The organism is Vibrio splendidus, assembly GCF_003345295.1.
Classification (GTDB): domain Bacteria; phylum Pseudomonadota; class Gammaproteobacteria; order Enterobacterales; family Vibrionaceae; genus Vibrio; species Vibrio splendidus_K.
The window spans coordinates 237,429-256,802 of the sequence record NZ_CP031055.1 but is presented as its reverse complement, the minus strand read 5'-3'; the positions used below and the strand labels follow the sequence as shown (position 1 = coordinate 256,802).

The 19,374-nt window shown below is 43.8% G+C and carries 17 protein-coding genes, 1 pseudogene and 1 other annotated feature; of the genes and pseudogenes, 8 read left to right on the top strand and 10 right to left on the bottom strand.

Translation table 11 applies throughout. From position 1 onward, the window contains the following. The first annotated feature begins 78 nt into the window (after positions 1-78). Complete coding sequence (fldB, locus tag DUN60_RS01055) at positions 79-600, top strand: flavodoxin FldB (protein WP_004735008.1); 522 nt, start codon at positions 79-81, stop codon at positions 598-600. A 175-nt stretch (positions 601-775) separates the two neighbouring features. Here fldB and brnQ read toward each other — a convergent pair whose 3' ends face one another. Continuing rightward, entirely contained in the window at positions 776-2,089 is a 1,314-nt protein-coding gene (gene brnQ / locus DUN60_RS01050) for a branched-chain amino acid transport system II carrier protein (RefSeq protein WP_114632988.1), read from the bottom strand. A 314-nt stretch (positions 2,090-2,403) separates the two neighbouring features. Here brnQ and DUN60_RS01045 point away from each other — a divergent pair, with 314 nt between their 5' ends. Together DUN60_RS01045 and srmB are read left to right on the top strand one after the other, a co-directional pair. Beyond that, positions 2,404-3,132, top strand: a complete 729-nt coding sequence (locus DUN60_RS01045) for a tRNA1(Val) (adenine(37)-N6)-methyltransferase (RefSeq protein ID WP_114632987.1) — start codon at positions 2,404-2,406, stop codon at positions 3,130-3,132. Positions 3,133-3,239: 107 nt separating this feature from the next. Further along, positions 3,240-4,505: an ATP-dependent RNA helicase SrmB gene (srmB, locus tag DUN60_RS01040; protein ID WP_054547801.1), complete on the top strand. Its 1,266-nt coding sequence runs from the start codon at positions 3,240-3,242 to the stop codon at positions 4,503-4,505. A gap of 212 nt (positions 4,506-4,717) precedes the next feature. Here the strand turns inward: srmB and yaaA are convergent, their stop codons facing one another. Further along, a complete protein-coding gene (gene yaaA, locus DUN60_RS01035; protein ID WP_017084789.1) occupies positions 4,718-5,494 on the bottom strand; it encodes a peroxide stress protein YaaA in 777 nt (258 codons plus the stop codon). A gap of 295 nt (positions 5,495-5,789) precedes the next feature. Then, complete coding sequence (locus DUN60_RS01030) at positions 5,790-7,175, bottom strand: alanine/glycine:cation symporter family protein (protein ID WP_244212214.1); 1,386 nt, start codon at positions 7,173-7,175, stop codon at positions 5,790-5,792. 757 nt (positions 7,176-7,932) lie between these two features. Here DUN60_RS01030 and DUN60_RS01025 point away from each other — a divergent pair. Further along, complete coding sequence (locus tag DUN60_RS01025; protein WP_004735002.1) at positions 7,933-8,121, top strand: DUF3545 family protein; 189 nt, start codon at positions 7,933-7,935, stop codon at positions 8,119-8,121. A gap of 150 nt (positions 8,122-8,271) precedes the next feature. Here DUN60_RS01025 and DUN60_RS01020 read toward each other — a convergent pair whose 3' ends face one another. The 3 genes from DUN60_RS01020 to nfo form a co-directional block, all read right to left on the bottom strand. Continuing rightward, on the bottom strand, positions 8,272-8,823 hold the full coding sequence (locus DUN60_RS01020; RefSeq protein WP_054547802.1) for a hemerythrin domain-containing protein: 552 nt from the start codon (positions 8,821-8,823) through the stop codon (positions 8,272-8,274). 86 nt (positions 8,824-8,909) lie between these two features. Further along, positions 8,910-9,590, bottom strand: coding sequence for a uracil-DNA glycosylase (gene ung, locus DUN60_RS01015; protein WP_065207246.1), 681 nt, complete (start codon positions 9,588-9,590; stop codon positions 8,910-8,912). 412 nt (positions 9,591-10,002) lie between these two features. Next, positions 10,003-10,914: a deoxyribonuclease IV gene (gene nfo / locus DUN60_RS01010; protein WP_114632986.1), complete on the bottom strand. Its 912-nt coding sequence runs from the start codon at positions 10,912-10,914 to the stop codon at positions 10,003-10,005. 326 nt (positions 10,915-11,240) lie between these two features. Here nfo and grcA point away from each other — a divergent pair, with 326 nt between their 5' ends. Next, a complete protein-coding gene (gene grcA, locus DUN60_RS01005) occupies positions 11,241-11,618 on the top strand; it encodes an autonomous glycyl radical cofactor GrcA (RefSeq protein WP_004734998.1) in 378 nt (125 codons plus the stop codon). A gap of 78 nt (positions 11,619-11,696) precedes the next feature. On the opposite strand, the gene thrC is transcribed toward grcA, so the two are convergent. Genes thrC through thrA form a run of 3 tightly spaced genes read right to left on the bottom strand, consistent with a single transcriptional unit; the run spans position 11,697 to position 16,410 of the window. Next, entirely contained in the window at positions 11,697-12,980 is a 1,284-nt protein-coding gene (thrC, locus tag DUN60_RS01000) for a threonine synthase (protein WP_114632985.1), read from the bottom strand. Beyond that, positions 12,977-13,933 (bottom strand): homoserine kinase, encoded by a 957-nt coding sequence (thrB, locus tag DUN60_RS00995; RefSeq protein ID WP_004734996.1) that lies wholly within the window; start codon positions 13,931-13,933, stop codon positions 12,977-12,979. Before thrB ends, thrC begins: the two co-directional genes overlap by 4 nt. Before the next feature lie 17 nt (positions 13,934-13,950). Next, positions 13,951-16,410 carry a bifunctional aspartate kinase/homoserine dehydrogenase I gene (gene thrA, locus DUN60_RS00990; protein WP_114632984.1) on the bottom strand — a complete coding sequence of 820 codons (2,460 nt, stop codon included), beginning with the start codon at positions 16,408-16,410 and terminating at the stop codon, positions 13,951-13,953. 29 nt (positions 16,411-16,439) lie between these two features. Beyond that, positions 16,440-16,558 (bottom strand) — a sequence feature (Thr leader region). 316 nt (positions 16,559-16,874) lie between these two features. Between thrA and DUN60_RS00985 the strand changes: the two genes are divergently transcribed. Continuing rightward, positions 16,875-17,351, top strand: a complete 477-nt coding sequence (locus DUN60_RS00985; protein ID WP_017077706.1) for a DUF7840 domain-containing protein — start codon at positions 16,875-16,877, stop codon at positions 17,349-17,351. Positions 17,352-17,380: 29 nt separating this feature from the next. Here the strand turns inward: DUN60_RS00985 and DUN60_RS00980 are convergent, their stop codons facing one another. After that, the gene (locus DUN60_RS00980; protein ID WP_004734993.1) at positions 17,381-17,866 is read right to left on the bottom strand and encodes a putative 4-hydroxy-4-methyl-2-oxoglutarate aldolase; all 486 of its coding nucleotides are present in this window, start codon (positions 17,864-17,866) and stop codon (positions 17,381-17,383) included. Between the two features lie 47 nt (positions 17,867-17,913). Here DUN60_RS00980 and DUN60_RS24725 point away from each other — a divergent pair. After that, positions 17,914-18,072: pseudogene (locus DUN60_RS24725) on the top strand (ribonuclease activity regulator protein RraA). A 372-nt stretch (positions 18,073-18,444) separates the two neighbouring features. Next, positions 18,445-19,161, top strand: a complete 717-nt coding sequence (arcA, locus tag DUN60_RS00970) for a two-component system response regulator ArcA (RefSeq protein WP_004741534.1) — start codon at positions 18,445-18,447, stop codon at positions 19,159-19,161. The last annotated feature ends 213 nt before the right edge of the window (positions 19,162-19,374 follow it).

Here is a 19,374-nt window from a genome sequence, read left to right as displayed (position 1 = left end):
CTTGAGCGGATAATCGCTGCAATCGAAGTCGATTTATGGTTAGAATTCGCCATCTGAAATTAAAATCGAACGTTTGCTATGAAAATTGGATTATTTTACGGCTCAACCACCTGCTATACCGAAATGGCAGCAGAGAAAATTCGCGGCATTATTGGTGAAGACCTAGTTGATATCCATAACGTGAAAGAAACCCCTCTTTCTTTTATGGCGGACTACGACCTTTTACTGCTTGGTATCTCAACGTGGGATTTCGGTGAAATTCAAGAAGACTGGAATGAGTTGTGGGAAGACATCGCAACAACGCCAATGAAAGGTAAGGTGGTTGCTCTGTTTGGTCTAGGTGACCAAGAGGGCTACGGTGAATGGTTCCTAGATGCGATGGGTCTATTGCATGATGAATTGAAAACCGCAGGCGCTGAGTTTGTCGGCTTCTGGCCAAACGATGACAGCTACGAATTCGAAGCATCTAAAGCATTAACAGAAGACAAGTCTCAGTTTGTTGGTTTGGCTCTGGATGAAGATTCACAGTACGAACTCAGCGACGAACGTATCGCAACTTGGGTTGAACAAGTCCTCGTCGAGTACAGCGAAAAGCTATAAGTTCTGCTTCCTTAGAGTTCAGAACTAAGCACTACGAGCTAAGGGCTAAGAACTAAGAACTAAAAGCTTCAGGCAGAAAGAACATCATCGATTAGATACAAAAAGGCCTCATTACTGCGAAGTAATGAGGCCTTTTCTATTTCATCTCGAAGGACAATCTAATCTCAACGGAAGATTAAACGGTCTCTTCAGCCATCTCTTGTTCTGTTGCTTTACCAACAAAGAACATGCAGATGATTGCTGCAGCAGTTGGAAGTAACCAACCCATACCGATCTCGAACAATGGCAGCATCTTAAGTGCAGACACATCGACACCCGCTACTTTAGCGCCATCAATAAGAGCAAACAGTAGAGACACTAATACAACCACACGGTAAGCGGCTTTTGGATTAGGGAAACGGCTACGCAAGAACGTCAGTGCGACTAGAGCGATAGCTACTGGGTACAGTGCAAACAGTACTGGAACAGACAGAGAAATCAGTTGAGAAAGACCAACGTTCGCTACGGTTGCACAAGCTACACCATTAATGATTACCCAAGTCTTGTAAGACAAAGGCGTTAGCGAGCTGAAGTAATCAGAACATGCTGAAACAAGGCCAATCGCCGTTGTTAGACACGCCAGTAATACGATCACTGAAAGCACTAGCTGACCTGATGGGCCAAACAACGATTGAACGTAAAGGCTTAAGATAGCGCCGCCATTGTCCGCACCCGCTGCAACTGTTGCACTTGTTGCGCCTAGGAAGAACAAAGAGATGTAAACAAACGCTAGACCCGCTGCTGCAATGCAACCTGCGCTGATCAGATACTTAGTCGTCGCCGCGCGATCAGTAATGCCTTTGCTGCGAATCGCATCAACAATCAACATTCCAAACATCAAAGAAGCAAAAGTATCCATGGTGTTGTAACCTTCAAGGAAACCTTTGGTTAGTGGCTGAGTAATGTATTCACCGTGTGCCGCAAGAATGTCACCCTGAGGGTTAACAAACACAGCAACTGCAAGTACAACCAAACCAACGAATAGTACAGGCGTAAGTACCTTACCAATGACGTCAATAAGTTTACCTTGCGACCATGAGAAGAACATCGCTACCACAAAGAATGCAATAGAAAAGAGCGTAAGGTGAGCTTGAGAGGCATCAATGAAGAACGGCTTCACCGCCATCTCATAAGCAACAAGGCCAGTACGCGGTGCAGCAAATGCAGGACCAATGATAATAAAGATCAGCACAGCCATGATGGTTGCTGCTCGCTTAGGAAGATCTTTAGTTAGGTGACCCCAAGAACCACCAGCCACTGCCACAGCAATAATAGTGATTAATGGCAGACCAACGGCAGTCAGCAAGAAACCAAACATAGCGGGAAGAAAGTGGTCACCAGCCAATTGGCCAGCAAGAGGTGGGAAGATAATGTTACCCGCACCTAAGAAAAACGCAAAAAGCATAAAGCCCAATGCCGTTATATCTGTTAGTTTTAGACTCTGTTTCACAGATAATCCTTAATTATATTTATGAGTTTATGTTGTGCTTACATGAATGTTACAGCTCAAGGCTGCCAATCAATCTTTAAAATAGTCGCGCATAATGACGAAACACTTAGCTAGCTGCAAGTCACCATAAAAAAACACCATATAAATTTGCATATGCGAACCAAAAGCAGTGGATTACACTGGATATGGAAAAATAGACATAATTATAAACTAACCATAACGCACAACAATAGTTACCCAACCAGAACATTGATCCATACAACTGGTTAACATTAGAGCTAATCACTTAAAATATCTCGATACTCAGAACATTAATGACAGATAAAACAATAGAAACCAAAAGCTTCAATTTTAAAAAATTCTCTATTTACGGTGGACAAAGCGGTATGCCAGTCAGCACAGATGGCGTGCTACTCGGAGCGTGGACTAACCTTGCTCCGAAATCATCGGTACTCGATATAGGGACAGGAACAGGGTTGCTGGCCTTGATGGCTGCGCAGCGTTTTGAGGATGCTTTAATCTCTGCGATAGATATTGATCAGCACGCGATTAACGCAGCTACAGTCAACATTGAACAGTCGCCTTGGCAAGATCGTATATGTCTTCATCATGGCAGCGTTTTAACCTCTGATTTCCCGCTCGTGTTTGATGCAATCATCTGTAACCCGCCCTACTTCAACTCTGGTGAACAGGCACAACAAAGCCAAAGAGCCACGGCCAGACACACCGATAGCTTGGAGCATCTTGAGCTTGCTCAGCGCTGTTTCGAGATCACGACCGAAGCCGCTACCGCCAGCTTCATACTACCGACTCCAGAAGGAGAAGGTTTCATTAAGCTTGCCCAGCAATGTGGTTGGTACCTAGCGAAGCGCCTTGATGTAAAAACAACAGACAGAAAACCGGCAATTCGAGTCCTGTTTGAATTGTCTAAAGATCCTGTTTGTGAGCAAGATTTGCAGCGTGAATCGCTTACGATCCATCACGATGGCGGTTATAGCGAGGCATTTATTGCCCTTACTAAAGATTTTTATCTCAAGATGTAGCAAATACCATGTGATCCTAATCACTAATGCTTCTATAATGTCCGACTACTCTTTTTTATCGTCTGCTTTTTGAGGCAGAAACATTTATTGCTTGTGGAGAAACAACAGTGATCAGAACCTTTGCAGAACTCGATCTAAACCAAGAGCTGCTTAAAGCAATTGACGAAATGGGCTACGAACGTCCAACACAGATACAAGCTGAAGCAATCCCGCAAGCGTTAGATGGAAGAGACGTTTTGGCTTCTGCGCCAACAGGTACTGGTAAAACAGCATCATTTGTATTGCCAGCACTGCAATACCTACTGGATTTCCCACGTAAGAAATCTGGCCCTGCACGTATGCTTATCCTGACGCCAACGCGTGAGCTAGCAATGCAGATCACCGAACAAGCACGTGAGCTTGCTAAATACACTAGCCTGAACATCTTTACGATCACGGGCGGTGTGATGTACCAAGAGCACGCTGACATCTTAAGTACAACCCAAGATATCGTGGTGGCAACACCCGGTCGTCTAATGGAGTACATCGAAGGCGAGCGTTTCGATTGTCGTGCGATTGAATGGCTGGTTCTCGATGAAGCCGACCGTATGCTAGACATGGGCTTTGGCCCTGTTGTTGACCGTCTGTCTGCAGAGTGTCGCTGGCGTAAACAAACTTTACTGTTCTCAGCAACGCTAGAAGGTAAAGGCATTGAAGGTTTCACTGAAGATCTACTGAAAAACCCAGCAGAGATCGATGCTAAATCATCACTGCGTGAACGTAAGAAGATCACTCAATGGTATCACCGCGCCGATTCAGCTAAGCACAAGCTTGATATCCTAAAACATATCATCACAGAGCAAGCTGAACGCAGCATCATCTTCTTGAAGACGCGTGATCGCCTAGGTGAGCTACGAGGTCAACTAGAAAGTGCACAGATTCCATGTGTATGGATCCAAGGTGAAATGCCTCAAGATCGTCGTAACAACGCGATTTCTCGTTTCCGCGATGGTTCTATCAACGTACTGCTGGCAACTGACGTCGCAGCTCGTGGTATCGATCTTCCAGATGTGAGCCACGTTATTAACTACGACATGCCGCGTACAGCAGATGTCTACCTTCACCGTATTGGCCGTACGGCTCGTGCAGGTAAGAAAGGTAACGCGGTTTCTATCATTGAAGCGCACGATCAGCTAATGATTGAACGCGTGGCTCGTTACACTGAAGATGCGATCAAAGAACGCTTCATCGAAGGCATGCGCCCAACGCATAAGAAAGCCGCGGTAACGAAGAAGAAGAAACCGAAGAAAGAAGACAAGAAAGCGGTAGCTAAGCAAAAAATTGCTAAGAAAAAGAAAATCGCTAAGAAAAAGAAAGCCGTTAAGAACAAGTAATCTAACCGCCTTTCAATGATTCAATAAAAAGCCCCATACAGTTATCTGCATGGGGCTTTTCTTTGTCTGGTTTATTATTGTCTGGCTTGTTATCAGGCTAAATAACTAGGCCTCTAATTTCAAACTCAAACCGAGAGTAACTAATTAACCGAGAGTGACTAATTAACCGAGAGTGACTAATTAACCAAGAGTGACTAATTAACCAAGAGCTACTAGTTTTGCTCTTCACGCTTGAAGACGAGCTCTTTCGCGTTCGACTCTTCTTCAACGAAGTAATAACCCGCGGTATCAAATTTGGTCAGCGCTTCCACTGAATCGATTTTGTTCTCAATGATGTAGCGAGCCATCATGCCACGCGCTTTCTTGGCGTAAAAGCTGATTACCTTGTACTGGCCATTCTTGCAGTCTTTAAAAACTGGCGTGATGATTTGACCATCAAGGCTCTTCGGCTTCACCGCTTTAAAGTATTCGTTCGATGCTAGGTTGATCAACACATTATCGCCTTGAGCATTCAACGCTTCATTCAGTTTATCTGTGATGATATTGCCCCAGAACTGGTACAAGTTAGTACCACGCTCATTAGCTAAGCGTGTGCCCATCTCTAGGCGGTAAGGCTGCATCAAATCCAATGGCTTCAATAACCCATATAAGCCAGAAAGCATGCGCAGGTGATTCTGTGCGTAGTCAAAATCATCGTCCGACAGTGTTTCAGCATCTAGGCCTGTGTAGACGTCACCTTTAAACGCCAAAATAGCTTGGCGTGCGTTGTCTTGGGTAAAGGTCTCACTCCATTGCTCAAAGCGCGCTACGTTCAGCCCAGCAATCTTATCGCTTACCTTCATCAGAGCTGAAACATCAGCAGGTGTCAGCTTGCGGCACTCTTCAATAAGCTCTGCAGAGTGTTCAACAAACTCTGGCTGGCTGAAGCGCTCAGTCGCTAATGGTGATTCGTAATCTAATGTCTTGGCTGGAGAAACGACAACTAACATAACTTTACCCTAATCGGTTATCTAACTGGATGCAGCTAGAGTATAGAAAAAACATCAACTTGTCTTTATGACTCTTCCTATTACTTTGATAGACAGATCTAGCGATAAGTCGCTTGCAAAGAAAAATCGTTAACAAAGAAAAAGTCGCAGACAAAGTAAAAATTACTCACCAAGAAAAATCGCAGACAGATAGAAATTGCAAACAGATAGAAATCGCAGGCAAAGAAAAAGGCTAAGGTCGAAACCTTAGCCTTTCTAATGATTTTAGGATGAGTGATGAATCACTCCAACAAGATTACTTCTTCTTGTTGTTAACCCAAATACCATCTTCCAATTGAGCCTTAAGCTCTGGGAAATCATCCGCATCAAACGTGGGTACTTTACCCGCGTCTAATTGACGGTTGTAGTCTTTCGCTAGCTTAATCACGATGCCCGATAGCAAGATGATCGCTACCAAGTTCACAATCGCCATTAGACCCATCGATACGTCAGCCAATGCCCATACCGTTGGCAATGTCGCCAAAGAACCGAACATAACCATACCCAGCACAACGATACGGAACAGCACGAGGCCCTTCTTGTTGTTGTGCTCTAGGAAGATAAGGTTTGTTTCAGCGTACGAGTAGTTTGCAATGATTGAAGTGAAAGCGAAGAAGAAAATCGCTACCGCTACAAAGATGCCACCCCATTCGCCCACTTGTGCCGTTAGTGCACGTTGCGTTAGTTCGATACCCGTTACTTCACCGTGTGGTACATATTCACCAGACATCAGGATGATTGCTACTGTTGCAGAACAGATAACAATTGTGTCCATGAACACACCTAGCATTTGCACATAACCTTGCGATGCAGGGTGCGGTGGGTAAGGCGTAGCAGAAGCTGCTGCGTTTGGCGCAGAACCCATACCCGCTTCGTTCGAGAACAAACCACGTTTGATGCCGTTAATCATCGCTTGTGCGATCGCGTAACCTAGGCCACCAGCTGCTGCTTCTTGCAGACCGAATGCACTCTTGAAGATAAGAGCCAGAACTTCAGGCACTTTCTCAATGTTCATTAGCATTACGTAGATAGCGATAGCTAAATAAGCCAGTGCCATGATTGGAACAATGATTTCTGCAGTGCGGGCAATCTTACGGATACCACCGAAGATAACGAATGCAGAGATAATTACGATACCAACACCAACGTAGCCACGCTCAAAGTCGAATGCCGTGTTCATTGCACTTGCAATCGCGTTCGCTTGAACCGCGTTGAATACTAGACCAAATGCGATGATTAGGAAGATAGAGAATAGAACCCCCATCCAACGCATACCTAGGCCTTTCTCCATGTAGTATGCAGGGCCGCCACGGTAGTTACCGTCGTTATCACGCGTTTTGTATAGCTGAGCTAGTGTGCTTTCAGCAAATGATGTTGCCATACCTAGCATGGCGATTAGCCACATCCAGAAGATAGCACCAGGGCCACCGGCGGTTAGTGCCACAGCAACACCTGCCATGTTACCTGTACCTACACGAGCAGCAAGACTAGTACAAAGAGCTTGGAAAGAAGAGATACCAGCACTGTCTGCTTTACGGCTGTTTCTAAGAACAGAGAACATGTGGCCGAAATGGCGGAATTGAATGAAGCCTAGTCGTACAGTGAAGTAGATACCCACACCAACGAGTAAGTAAACTAAGATAGATCCCTAAAGGAGATCGTTCATCAAATTGATTAAGTCTGTCACGTGAACCTCGTAATTGAGTTTAAGCACCGATCTTGCGTCCGAGCCTTCCTCTAGATCACCTATGCCAGTGTCAATAGTTGTGTCGGCATTAGATTTATATTTATTTGTTGCGATCTAGATTGTAAATGTCGCTTCATGCATCCATTTTACGTATCAGTGTATTTTTTGACGGGCGGATAATGCAGCGAGACGGCCTAAAAATCAATATGCAAATACACTTATATTAAAATGACATTTCACTAATAACACACCTTTTGTTAACACAATTTTCAACAATACAGCCCAATAAAAGTCACATTATCGGGACATAATATCAACAACAACCAAGGTACCACCAAAACAAGAACGACATCCTATAAAGATGACGTCAGCCTAGGTTTTACAAGGTATAGTGAAGATCTGTATTTTTTTCTAGGGCAATGAGAACCCGCTACCGCACGGCGCAATACGCACTTAAATGCAGTGTAGTAAAAATACCATTCCATTCGCACAATGAATTAACATTCCATAACCCCTAATTTAATCGTTTACTTAGGTTTGTTTGCTTGTTTTTTGTACATAAAAATCCCCACAATGTGTGAGCATGCATAAGAAAACAGAACAAAACCTTCATAGATTTGAAACAAATGAGAAACAAATCAAGGTTATTGTGAACCTAAATATGATATTTAATGGTTCGTAAGAACGATTCCCACGGAAGGAGATATGGCTTATGGATAGCTTTCAATTCGATGAACTATCAGAACTAGAAATGCCTCGTGCAACTCAAAAAACTCGCTCTAAACCACTCAAGCGTAAATGGCGTGAAATCGAGGCAATCAACGATCGTAGACAGCTTGAGAAAGAGCTCAGAGAGATGAATCTCGGTCTCGATTTTAGCCTTGATGATATAAAGCTTTAATCTGCACGACAAGAAATCAGATAGCAAAAGGCACCTATACAGGTGCCTTTTTTATTGTATGAAACCACTCTTCGATTTAGAGCACAATTTGAAAGCGAGCGTCTTAATAGAGAGCGCCTAATAATAGCAGCGTTTCAATACGACAACGGGCTACACGCACTCTTGCTCATTCTGTCGAACACGAGCCGCAAGTTGGCGGTACTGATCGGCAATTGTCTCTCCAAAGACAGGGTCGTCTTCCGGTTGAAGCCATTGAGACTCTACTTCTTGCCAATCTTTGACCGTGAATGCCTTCACAATCATCGGTAACACATGCTTCTCTTCATATTCCATGTGCTTTCGTTGAGCTTTAACAAAGGCTTCAAGCTGTTCAATAAAGACTTGTTGAGGAACAACCGCATCTTGGAGGATCATATCGACCACACCTAAAAAGTCCGCTGTTTTCTCAGAAAGCAATTGATGTTCCAGCTCCAAGTCTTCAATCATTTGCTCGCTGCCATATTGCTTGAGGTAGTAACGATAAATAACGTCTTCTTTCGGGTGATGCACCTTATCTGAATGGTTCATGAGATAATGAACCACCTCTGCGATCAAGCTATAGTTTATTTCTCGCTCTTGTTTTAGATGCTCTAACTTATTGTTGAGTATCGCGAGCAAACGAGCCATATAGCCATGCTCTCGTCTTATCCTTTCAATCATCATAGTATTGCACTCCATTACACCTACTATTTACAAGTGTATACGAAGATACTCATTTATGATTTGACCCTGCTCAGAAAACCACCAACCTACAACTCTGTTGGTAATCGCCAATCTATAGGTTGTTGATCCATAGAAGAAAGTAGCTTGTTGGTTGTTGAGAAATGCTGACAACCAAAGAAGCCACGACGGGCGGATAATGGCGATGGATGAGGAGCGACCAAAACATGATGCTTGTTTTCATCAATAGCTTGGCCTTTCTTTTGGGCATGCGCGCCCCAGAATAAGAATATGATCGGCTCAGAACGCTGATTTAGCTCAGCAATGATGGCATCGGTAAAGGTTTCCCAACCACACTTAGCATGTGAGTGTGCTTTTGCCTCTTCTACTGTCAGTACCGTATTCAACATTAATACCCCTTGAGATGCCCAAGTGTCGAGGTAACCATGACTCGGGATCTCAAAGCCGTCTATATCTTGTGCGAGTTCTTTGTACATATTACGTAGAGACGGTGGGATTTTAACGCCAGGCAGCACAGAGAATGCTAAGCCGTGAGCTTGGTTGGCACCGTGATAAGGGTCTTGCCCAAGGATAACCACGCGTACAGACTCAAAAGGCGTCATATCAAAAGCACTGAACACCTGCTCTTGAGGAGGGTAGACGGTTTTCCCACTATTGCGTTGCTGTTCAACAAACGCGAGCACACTCTGAAAGTACTCTTTGTCACGTTCATCATTAATAATGGATTCCCAAGTCTTTGGTGCGCTCATCGTTTTACTTCCCAATCATCAAGGTTTCTAGCGGCTTTCGCCAGACAAAAAAATAGCTGTATCGGCTAACTGTCCTAAATTAGGCTCTAGTTATACCTCATACAGCTATCAATAAACATGATGTGTAGGGTTCACTTGTTGATGAATCATAATAATCAGTTCAAGTTGTGTTTATCTCAATTAACCACTTTTTTGCTGTGTACGATGGTGGCCATGACTATGCACGTGACGATTTGGTGTCGGTAAACGGCTGGCGACAGCAACAGTTGAAGTTGAAGTTGAAGTTGAAGTTTGGGTGATTGAATACATAAAGGCACCTCCTGTAAGACATCGTGAACTACATATTCACTTTAGTACTATGAAAGAAAGGTGCCAATTTTTAGAAATAGACGGAAATAAATTATCCCCTCTATTATTGCGCTTCTTCGCTGACTGCCGTTGCTGAGCGATGAAACATTCTAAGTTGTTGAATTTCCTCTTTCCAGATCGTCGAATCAATGGTTTCCAAGATAAGAGGAATACCATTAAAGCGAGAATCCGAGGCAATATACTCAAAACAATCCCAGCCAATCTCACCTTTTCCTAAAGAATGGTGTCGATCGACTCGGCTTGCGAACTCAGCTTTTGAATCATTGATGTGCATTGCTCTTAGATAGTGCATACCCACAATGCGCTCGAACTCTGCAAAAGTATGCTCACACGCTTCTTTTGTTCGTAGGTCATAACCGGCCGTAAACGTATGGCAAGTATCTAAACACACACCGACACGCGACTTATCTTCTACTTGGTCGATAATCTCTGCTAGGTGCTCAAATCTCCAACCCAGATTAGTCCCCTGCCCTGAGGTATTCTCAATCACTGCAATTACATCAGGTACCGCTTGGTGAGCCAAGTTGATCGACTCAGCGATCTTGGCCAAACATTCACTTTCTGAGATTTTCTTCAAATGACTCCCAGGATGAAAATTCAAAAGCGTGAGTCCTAGTTGATTACAACGCTCCATTTCATCAATAAAAGCCGCACGCGATTTCTCTAGCTTCTCTTCTTCTGGTGCTCCGAGGTTAATAAGGTAGGAGTCATGAGGAAGAATATTCTCAGCACTAAAGCCCAACATCTTACAGTTGGCTTTAAACGCACTAATGGTTTTCGCTTCCAGCGGCTTTGCTGCCCACTGTCTTTGGTTTTTGGTAAACAGCGCAAAAGCATTGGCACCGATCTCTCTTGCGCGCATTGGCGCCTGATCAACACCACCAGCAGCAGACACATGAGCACCAATAAACTTAATATTGGTTTGAGGTTTTGAAGATGAATTATTGTTTGTCATTAAATCACTTTACACTTTCAGGATGCTTAATAAATAAAGGGTCGTATCGTTTGTAGTTCAATAAAAACACAACAAATGTAGTAAACTTACAACAAATAAGACTGTTAAATATTTTTTATACTTTGAAATATTTTGTAATTACTTTGTTTTCAAAGGTTTTATTGATTTACCTCAATATAATCACCTTTGTAAAAATATGGTTTTTGGTTGTTTTTTGACTTAAATCAATGTTAACCTTACAGATATTAGGTATATATTACCCAGCTCAACAAAAATCGAAAGTTAACACCATAATCAAACCACATTCAGTGGACTAGGAGATAGTTATGATCCAAGGTATTCAAATTACTAAAGCAGCAAACGATGACCTACTAAACTCAATCTGGCTACTAGACAACGAAAAGAATGAAGCTCGTTGTGTTGTTGCTACTGCAGGTTTCGAAGCTGACCAAGTTATCTCAGCTGCAGACCTAGGCGACTACGAAAGCCGTGAAGTTGCAATCGAAGCAGCACCACGCATCGAAGGCGGTCAACACCTAAACGTTAACGTTCTTAAGCGTGAAACGTTAGAAGATGCAGTTGCTAACCCAGAGAACTACCCACAGCTAACTATCCGTGTATCGGGTTACGCTGTACGTTTCAACTCTCTAACAACTGAACAGCAACGTGACGTTATCGCACGTACGTTCACTGAGTCTCTATAATTTTTAGAGCTTGAATTAGAATACAAAAACGGCGCTCATTGAGCGCCGTTTTTATTTGTTCAACAATACAGATGTACGTTACGGTTGAACTCGACGAAGCACTACTTTTAGCGCTTCAAAATCATTATCAAGATCTTCAGATAACAACTCCATCGCCGCGTGTTTTGCTAGCGGGCCTGGCAGTTCAATATCCGTACCTAAAATATCATCAACCACTTCTTTGAATTTCGCTGGGTGTGCAGTACACAAGAACAGACCAGTTTCGTTCTCTTGCAGTTGCTCTTCCAGTAGACGGTAAGCAATCGCACCATGTGGTTCACATAGGTAACCCTGTACTTTTAGGTCACGTACTGACTCAGCACTTTGCTCGTCAGATACCTTACCTTTACCTAGTGTATCTAAGCCCCAACCTTTCAGTTGGCAAAGCTCTTCGATACGAGGCCAGTTGTTTGGTTGGCTTACGTCCATCGCGTTCGATGTTGTCGCAACGGTCGGTTTTGGCTCCCATTGTCCTGTTTCTAGGTAACGAGGAACCGTATCATTTTCATTGGTTGCTGCGATGAAACGCTTAACAGGTAGACCTAGCGCTTTAGCCAATAGACCAGCCGTTAGGTTACCAAAGTTACCACTTGGTACAGAAATAACTAGGTTTTCACGTTGCTCTTTAGTCAGCTGAGAAGCCGCTTCAAAGTAGTAACAGATCTGAGCCATCAAACGGCTGATGTTGATTGAGTTTGCCGAGTTAAGACCGATCTCTTTACGCAGCTCAGAATCGTCAAATGCATCTTTCACTAGCGCCTGACACGCATCAAAGTCGCCATCGATCGCCACAGTATGGATGTTCTTACCTAGCGTACAAAACAGCTTCTCTTGCAGTGGGCTGATCTTGCCTTTCGGGTAAAGGATCACAACATTGATGTCTTCCATACCGTAGAAAGCGTGCGCAACCGCCGCACCAGTATCACCTGATGTTGCCGTTAAAATAGTGATTTGACCACCATCTGAAACAGCTGCTAAAGATTGAGCCATAAAGCGGCCACCAAAATCTTTAAACGCGAGTGTTGGGCCGTGGAAAAGCTCAAGCGCGTAAACACCATCTTTTACTTGCTTGATAGGTGCAGGGAACTGGAACGCCGCATCTACCAATTGAGCAACCTGTTCTTTTGGTAGCTCATCGCCGATTAAAGCCGAAAGAATCTTTGAACTACGAGGGACAAAGTCCTCTGCTAGCAGCGCATCGATATCATCAAACTTTGGCAGTTCAGATGGGAAAAATAGACCTTGATTGCGGCCTAGACCTTGACGAACGGCTTGGCCAAAAGAGACTTGCTCGTCATTTTCTTTGATGTTGTACAGCTTCATAACTCACTTCCTGTAACGATCGAACCTTGCTTATCTAAGCGACAAACGTGGACGAATCCTTCTTCGTTTTGTACGTAATTTTGTTCTAACCAGCGTGCAACACGCTCGGCGACATCTTGTTCTTTGCAAATGCTAAATAGAGTTGGACCACTACCGGAGATCCCAGTAGCAAGCGCTCCAGCTGAGGTTGCGTATTTACGCGCATCAGCAAACCCTGGAAGCAGTTTCTCACGATATGGTTCAGCAATCACGTCTTTGATCATCTTCGCTGCTAGCTCTGGCTGACCAGAGTGGCAAGCATGGATGAAACCCGCTAAATGGCGACCATGAGCAATGACATCTTGGCGACGATATTGAGAAGGTAGAATCTCGCGAGCTTCTGCCGTTGAAACCTTAATGCCCGGATATGCCATTACCCAGTACCAGTCATCAAAACATGGCACTTCTTGACTAATGATACCTAACTCTTCCAGCATTAATTGCACACCACCAAGGTAACAGGGTGCAACGTTATCGTAGTGGATGCCACCTGAAATTTTACCTTCCATTTCGCCCATCAGAGCAAGCAGTTCAGTTTCATTCAGTGGCTGACCATGAAAACGGTTTAAAGCATCCAGTGCCGCAACAATTGAACAAGCACTTGAACCTAAACCAGAACCAATAGGCATGTTCTTTTCTAGTGTCATTTCCAAAGGCTTAACCGCAACGCCTTTTTTATCAAGCTCTCTAGAGAACACAACCCAGCAGTCGTAGACAATGTTTTCTTTGGTTTCAGTTGGCAGCTTAGAAACAAAACTGCCTGCTGTTTTTAGTGAGAATGATTCATCACCTGCTTTAACCATAACTCGGTCACCGAGCAGCGTGCCATCCACTGGAGACACAGCTGCCCCCAGCACATCAAACCCTACACTGACATTGCCGATTGATGCAGGTGCATAAACAACAACATCCATATCACTTGAACTCATTCCTAAACTCCTAATTTCCAACCAAGAGTACGCATCACATCAGAGAATACGCCTGCTGCTGTAACTTCAGTACCCGCACCGTAGCCACGTAATACTAGAGGGATCGGTTGGTAGTAACGGCTGTAGAATGCTAATGCGTTCTCGCCATCTTTAATCTTGAACATTGGGTCGTCGCCATCAACAGCTGCAATACGAACTTTACACTTACCATCGGCGATTTCACCCACATAACGAAGTACTTTGCCTTCTTCTGCTGCGATCGCTGACTGTTCTTGGAAGTAAGCATCCGCTTCTGGCAAGCGAGCCATGAACTCGTCAACTGTACCTGAATCATCAAAACCCGGTGGCAATGCTTGGTCAACTTCAACATCTTCAAGCTCAAGTGCCATGCCCGCTTCTCGAGCGAGAATAAGCAGTTTACGCGCCACATCCATACCCGATAAATCATCACGAGGATCCGGTTCAGTAAAGCCGTTATCTTTTGCAATGTTGGTTGCTTGGCTCAGTGTCATACCTTCATCAAGCTTACCGAAGATGTAAGACAGTGAACCAGAAAGAATGCCGTTGAATTTCTCAAGTTCATCACCCGCAGAAATTAGGTTCTGTAGGTTTTCGATGACCGGTAGACCTGCGCCTACTGTTGTCTCGTACATCAACTTACGACGTGAGTTACGTGCAACTTCACGAAGCTGATGGTAGTAAGCCATGCTCGCTGTATTTGCTTTCTTATTTGGTGTTACCACGTGGAAACCAGCCGCTAGGAAATCAGCGTATTGCGCCGCAATGCCTTCGCTAGACGTACAGTCAACCAATACTGGATTGATAATGTGGTTACGTTGAACAAGTGCATTTAAGCGCGCTAAGCTAAACTCTTCTGTCGCGCTCGACATGCGATCACGCCACTGCTCTAGCGGTAGACCATCGCTATCTAGCAACAAGCCTTTGCTGTTTGCTAAACCACATACGCGAATCACGATGCCTTTTTCAGCCAGTTTGCCTTGTTGACGTTGGATCTGGTCAACAAGCTCACCACCAACACCACCAACACCAACAACGAATACGTCAAGGAAGTGCTTAGAGTTAAATAGGTTCTCGTGACACGCTTTGATCGCTTCAGAGATTTTGTCTTCAGGAATAACCGCAGAGATCGCACGCTCAGAAGAACCTTGCGCGATAGCAACGATGTTGACGTTCACTTCAGCTAAAGAAGAGAAGAACTGAGAAGCAACGCCACGTGAAGTACGCATACCGTCACCCACCAGCGTCACAATCGCAACATCATCCACGAACTCAACAGGCTCTAATAGGCCATCTTTAAGTTCAAGTTCAAACGCGTCTGACAGCACTTGCTTCGCTTTCACTTTGTCAGCCGATTCAATACAGAAGCTGATGCTGTACTCTGAAGAAGATTGAGTAATAAGGACGATAGAAACGCCGGCAGAAGACATTGCGCCGAATACACGACTCGCCATACCTACCATGCCCTTCATACCTGGGCCTGATACGTTAACCATCGTTAGGTCACTTAGCGTAGTGATGCCTTTGATTGCTAGGTTATCTTCGCCAGTGTCTTGGCCGATCAAAGTACCTGCACCCTGTGGGTTGAAGCTGTTTTTGATTAGGCAAGGAATATGGAATTGCGCGATAGGAGCGATAGTCTTCGGGTGTAGAACCGAAGCGCCGAAGTAAGAAAGCTCCATCGCTTCTTGATAGCTTAGCGATTTAAGAAGACGAGCATCATCCACTAAACGCGGGTCACAGTTGTAAACACCATCGACATCTGTCCAGATCTCACAACAATCAGCGCGTAGACATGCCGCTAGAACCGCTGCTGAATAATCAGAGCCATTGCGACCAAGCGTTACTAACTCACCTTTTTCATTACCAGCCGTAAAGCCCGGCATGATGTTTACGTGACCTTCTGGAAGCGGTGATTGACGGAAGTTCTGAGTTGAAACATCCACATCGACCATCGCTTCAAGGTGGTCACCTTTAGCGTATAGGTATTGAACTGGGTCAATCAGGCTTGCCGGTTGACCTTTCGCTTCAAGTACCGCTTTCATCAACTGGATTGAAATTCGCTCACCTTTACTGATGATGCGAGCATTTACGTGATTTGGACACATACCCAGTAGGTTAATACCATTCACGAACTGCTTAAGTTGAGCAAGAGAGGTATCGACCTGCTCTTGAAATGCAGAGCCATCGACTGACGGCAATACAGCTTGAATCTCTGCAAACAATGCAGCGAATGATGATTCGATCTCGGTGATCTGTACGTCTGCTTCACCATTTTTTAGTGCTGCTTCAATTACAGCAACCAGCTTATTGGTTGTTTTTCCTGGAGCCGATAGTACAACGGCTAGCTCTTCTTGCTGGGCATTATTAGCGATGATATCTGCTGCTCGTAAAAAACGATCTGCATCAGCTAATGATGAACCTCCAAACTTTAAAACGCGCATCCCTTTCTCCATAAGTCATAAAAATGGTACAAAAAAAGGCCTGTATCTTGTTGGATACAGGCCTTTTTTTTAAAATCCGTTACTTAGCAGCCTGCCCCAACAATGTGAATGTCGGTAATAATAATGGTGGTGGTCATTACTAGGTGGCTTACGTGCTGCATATCAAATTCTCTGCTTGTGCTTTACTCTACGTGTATCAATTTTTAGCACTACACGTCAATGAAAAGTTGATTTTTTTTTACATTCACACCATTTTTCAGAGCAAACCGCCATTTCAAGGATAAAACAGCGGCTATAAGCCTACAATTCAAAGATTGGGTTTGATATCAGAACAACAAAGTTAACCCATTGCATATATAGCCATAACAAAATGCTATATCGATTGTGCAGCGAACGTACAGATCTTGTGCTTTAATTGAACGATAACGTTCGAAGAACAATAATAATGACATCAGGAGTGGGAAGTGAAGAGATTACTTATTCTTTTAGCCTTTGCTATGCCTGTTGTTTGTTCAGCGAACAGCCTACCTCTGTTAAACAATTTGCCTTTGCTACCCAGTCAAATCGATCGTTCTGCCCATAAGTTTTTTATCTCAACACAAAATGCATCGAGTGAAAGCTTTGACACTTGGAAAGTCGATAGTGGCTATTCTTATAGTCTGTTTGCTGATGTAGATCTTTATGTCGGTACACGTATTAATAGTGATTCACTAAAATATGAGAGTGGATTCTTGAGTGGTGTCAGCTATCAATTCTCAGAGAGAGTCTCTTTCAACAGTTCTCTACACACTTATAAAGATGAAACCGAGGACAGTGAAAAGTCGGTCGCCGCTGAGGTTTCAAGCCGAGTACAACTGACCGACAATCTAGATTTGCATGCCACCCTTGATTATGAAGAGTGGCAGCAAGGTGTTGAAGTGGGATTAGGATTTCGTTTCTAATCTATCTCATTTCGTGATTGATAAGCCCGTTAAGATTCAATCAACAATTCCGTTGAAATTAGCACACCATTCCAATCAGCATATATATAGTCACCAGGTTGAATCAGTTGATTGTGTACCGTGAGCGTGACATTAACTTGCCCAACACCGTGCTTCTCGGTTTTAAATGGTGATGCCCCAAGCGCTTGAATACCAAGATCCATCTGCGCCATCATCGCTACATCACGAACCGCACCATTCACAATCACGCCTTCCCAACCGTTTTCTATAGCTAGAATCGCCAATTGATCACCAAGCAGTGCTTTCTGACACGAGCCATTACCGTCTACGACGAGCACTTTGCCACTGCCGTCAGTCTCTAAAACCTCGCGAACCTTGGAATTATCGTGATAACAACGAACTGTTACAATTTTCCCCCAGAACGCACCACGTTGACCGAAGTTCTGCAATGGCATGTTCAGTTGGGTGACTTTGCTCTCAAATTCATCACACAAGTCGGGTGTTATATCGTGCATATATCCTCCGTGAGTAAGGCGTTACCTATTAAGTCAGGCGAGCCTCTATGCTTTTATATGTTATTAAAATTAATCCTTTGTTTTCATCATTCTATGCTCAATTTATTACTGAATAAAAGTTGATTGAGCATATTTATCTACTAGACTCTAAGGACAGCTTTCAGCTTCCTTGGTTCATAATCTGGTCTTTAGCAGGCGAGATGTAAGAACTATCTCGAATAATCATTCTGGTTTTGCTGCTAAATAATCACCATAACATTGGTTAAGTTGTAGCCATACTATTAAAGTTTGTTGCGATACGGCAATTGATGTAAATCAACAAAGTGAATGGAATTAACATTCTCGCGTTGTTAGCATGCTGTTAACATTATAGAATCCTCTGCAATCACTAAAAGAATGATTAAAAGGCGTACTGGATCTACGTTATTGGGCAATACTTCAAGGAAGGCAGATAGCTGGAAGTAAGTGTTTTTTTGAAAACTTTAAGTTATCATCAAAAATACATTACCTGTATGTTATGTTTTTGCCTAGAATTTATTCTATTAGCACAGTTTCGTCACAAATTTAGGTACCGCCAAATGCAAACCCCGCAGATTCTTATCGTTGAAGATGAGCAAGTAACTCGTAACACTCTAAAGAGTATTTTTGAAGCAGAGGGATATGCTGTTTTTGAGGCTAGCGACGGTGAAGAGATGCACCAAGTGCTATCTGACAACCAAGTTAACCTTGTAATTATGGACATCAACCTTCCTGGTAAGAATGGCCTACTACTTGCGCGTGAACTACGTGAGCAAGCAAATGTAGCGCTTATGTTCTTAACGGGTCGTGATAATGAAGTTGATAAGATCCTTGGCCTAGAGATCGGCGCTGATGACTACATCACTAAGCCTTTCAACCCTCGTGAACTGACTATCCGTGCACGCAACCTTCTTAACCGTTCAATGAGCACAAGCTCTGTTCAAGAAGAAAAGCGTAGCGTTGAGAAGTACGAGTTCAATGGTTGGGTACTAGACATCAACAGTCGTTCTCTGGTTAGCCCAGATGGCGAAGGCTACAAGCTACCTCGTTCAGAGTTCCGTGCTCTACTTCACTTCTGTGAGAACCCAGGTAAGATCCAAACACGTGCAGACCTTCTTAAGAAGATGACTGGCCGTGAGCTTAAGCCACACGATCGTACTGTAGACGTAACAATCCGTCGTATTCGTAAACACTTTGAGTCTGTATCTGGTACGCCAGAAATCATCGCAACGATTCACGGTGAAGGCTACCGCTTTTGTGGTGACCTAGAAGACTAATTCGATTCGCGCTTCGGGCCGTTTAGTTCTTGTCGTCGGTTAGCTGTTCTAAACCGATAGCACTTCTAAACCGTTAGTACTTATAAACTGATAGTACTTCTAAACCAATAGTACTTGTAAACCAATAGTACTTCTAACAGTCGAAGCGTAATCAATAGTGATTAAAAAGGGAGAATGCCAATGCATTCTCCCTTTTTTATTGTTCATTGATCG

What these genes read in the sequence shown, in the direction of transcription:
- fldB (WP_004735008.1), top strand. Translation starts at nt 79, where the DNA reads ATGAAAATTGGATTATTTTACGGCTCAACCACCTGCTATACCGAAATG.
- DUN60_RS01045 (WP_114632987.1), top strand. Translation starts at nt 2,404, where the DNA reads ATGACAGATAAAACAATAGAAACCAAAAGCTTCAATTTTAAAAAATTC.
- yaaA (WP_017084789.1), bottom strand. Translation starts at nt 5,494, where the DNA reads ATGTTAGTTGTCGTTTCTCCAGCCAAGACATTAGATTACGAATCACCA.
- DUN60_RS01025 (WP_004735002.1), top strand. Translation starts at nt 7,933, where the DNA reads ATGGATAGCTTTCAATTCGATGAACTATCAGAACTAGAAATGCCTCGT.
- DUN60_RS01020 (WP_054547802.1), bottom strand. Translation starts at nt 8,823, where the DNA reads ATGATGATTGAAAGGATAAGACGAGAGCATGGCTATATGGCTCGTTTG.
- ung (WP_065207246.1), bottom strand. Translation starts at nt 9,590, where the DNA reads ATGAGCGCACCAAAGACTTGGGAATCCATTATTAATGATGAACGTGAC.
- nfo (WP_114632986.1), bottom strand. Translation starts at nt 10,914, where the DNA reads ATGACAAACAATAATTCATCTTCAAAACCTCAAACCAATATTAAGTTT.
- grcA (WP_004734998.1), top strand. Translation starts at nt 11,241, where the DNA reads ATGATCCAAGGTATTCAAATTACTAAAGCAGCAAACGATGACCTACTA.
- thrC (WP_114632985.1), bottom strand. Translation starts at nt 12,980, where the DNA reads ATGAAGCTGTACAACATCAAAGAAAATGACGAGCAAGTCTCTTTTGGC.
- thrB (WP_004734996.1), bottom strand. Translation starts at nt 13,933, where the DNA reads ATGGATGTTGTTGTTTATGCACCTGCATCAATCGGCAATGTCAGTGTA.
- thrA (WP_114632984.1), bottom strand. Translation starts at nt 16,410, where the DNA reads ATGCGCGTTTTAAAGTTTGGAGGTTCATCATTAGCTGATGCAGATCGT.
- DUN60_RS00980 (WP_004734993.1), bottom strand. Translation starts at nt 17,866, where the DNA reads ATGCACGATATAACACCCGACTTGTGTGATGAATTTGAGAGCAAAGTC.
- arcA (WP_004741534.1), top strand. Translation starts at nt 18,445, where the DNA reads ATGCAAACCCCGCAGATTCTTATCGTTGAAGATGAGCAAGTAACTCGT.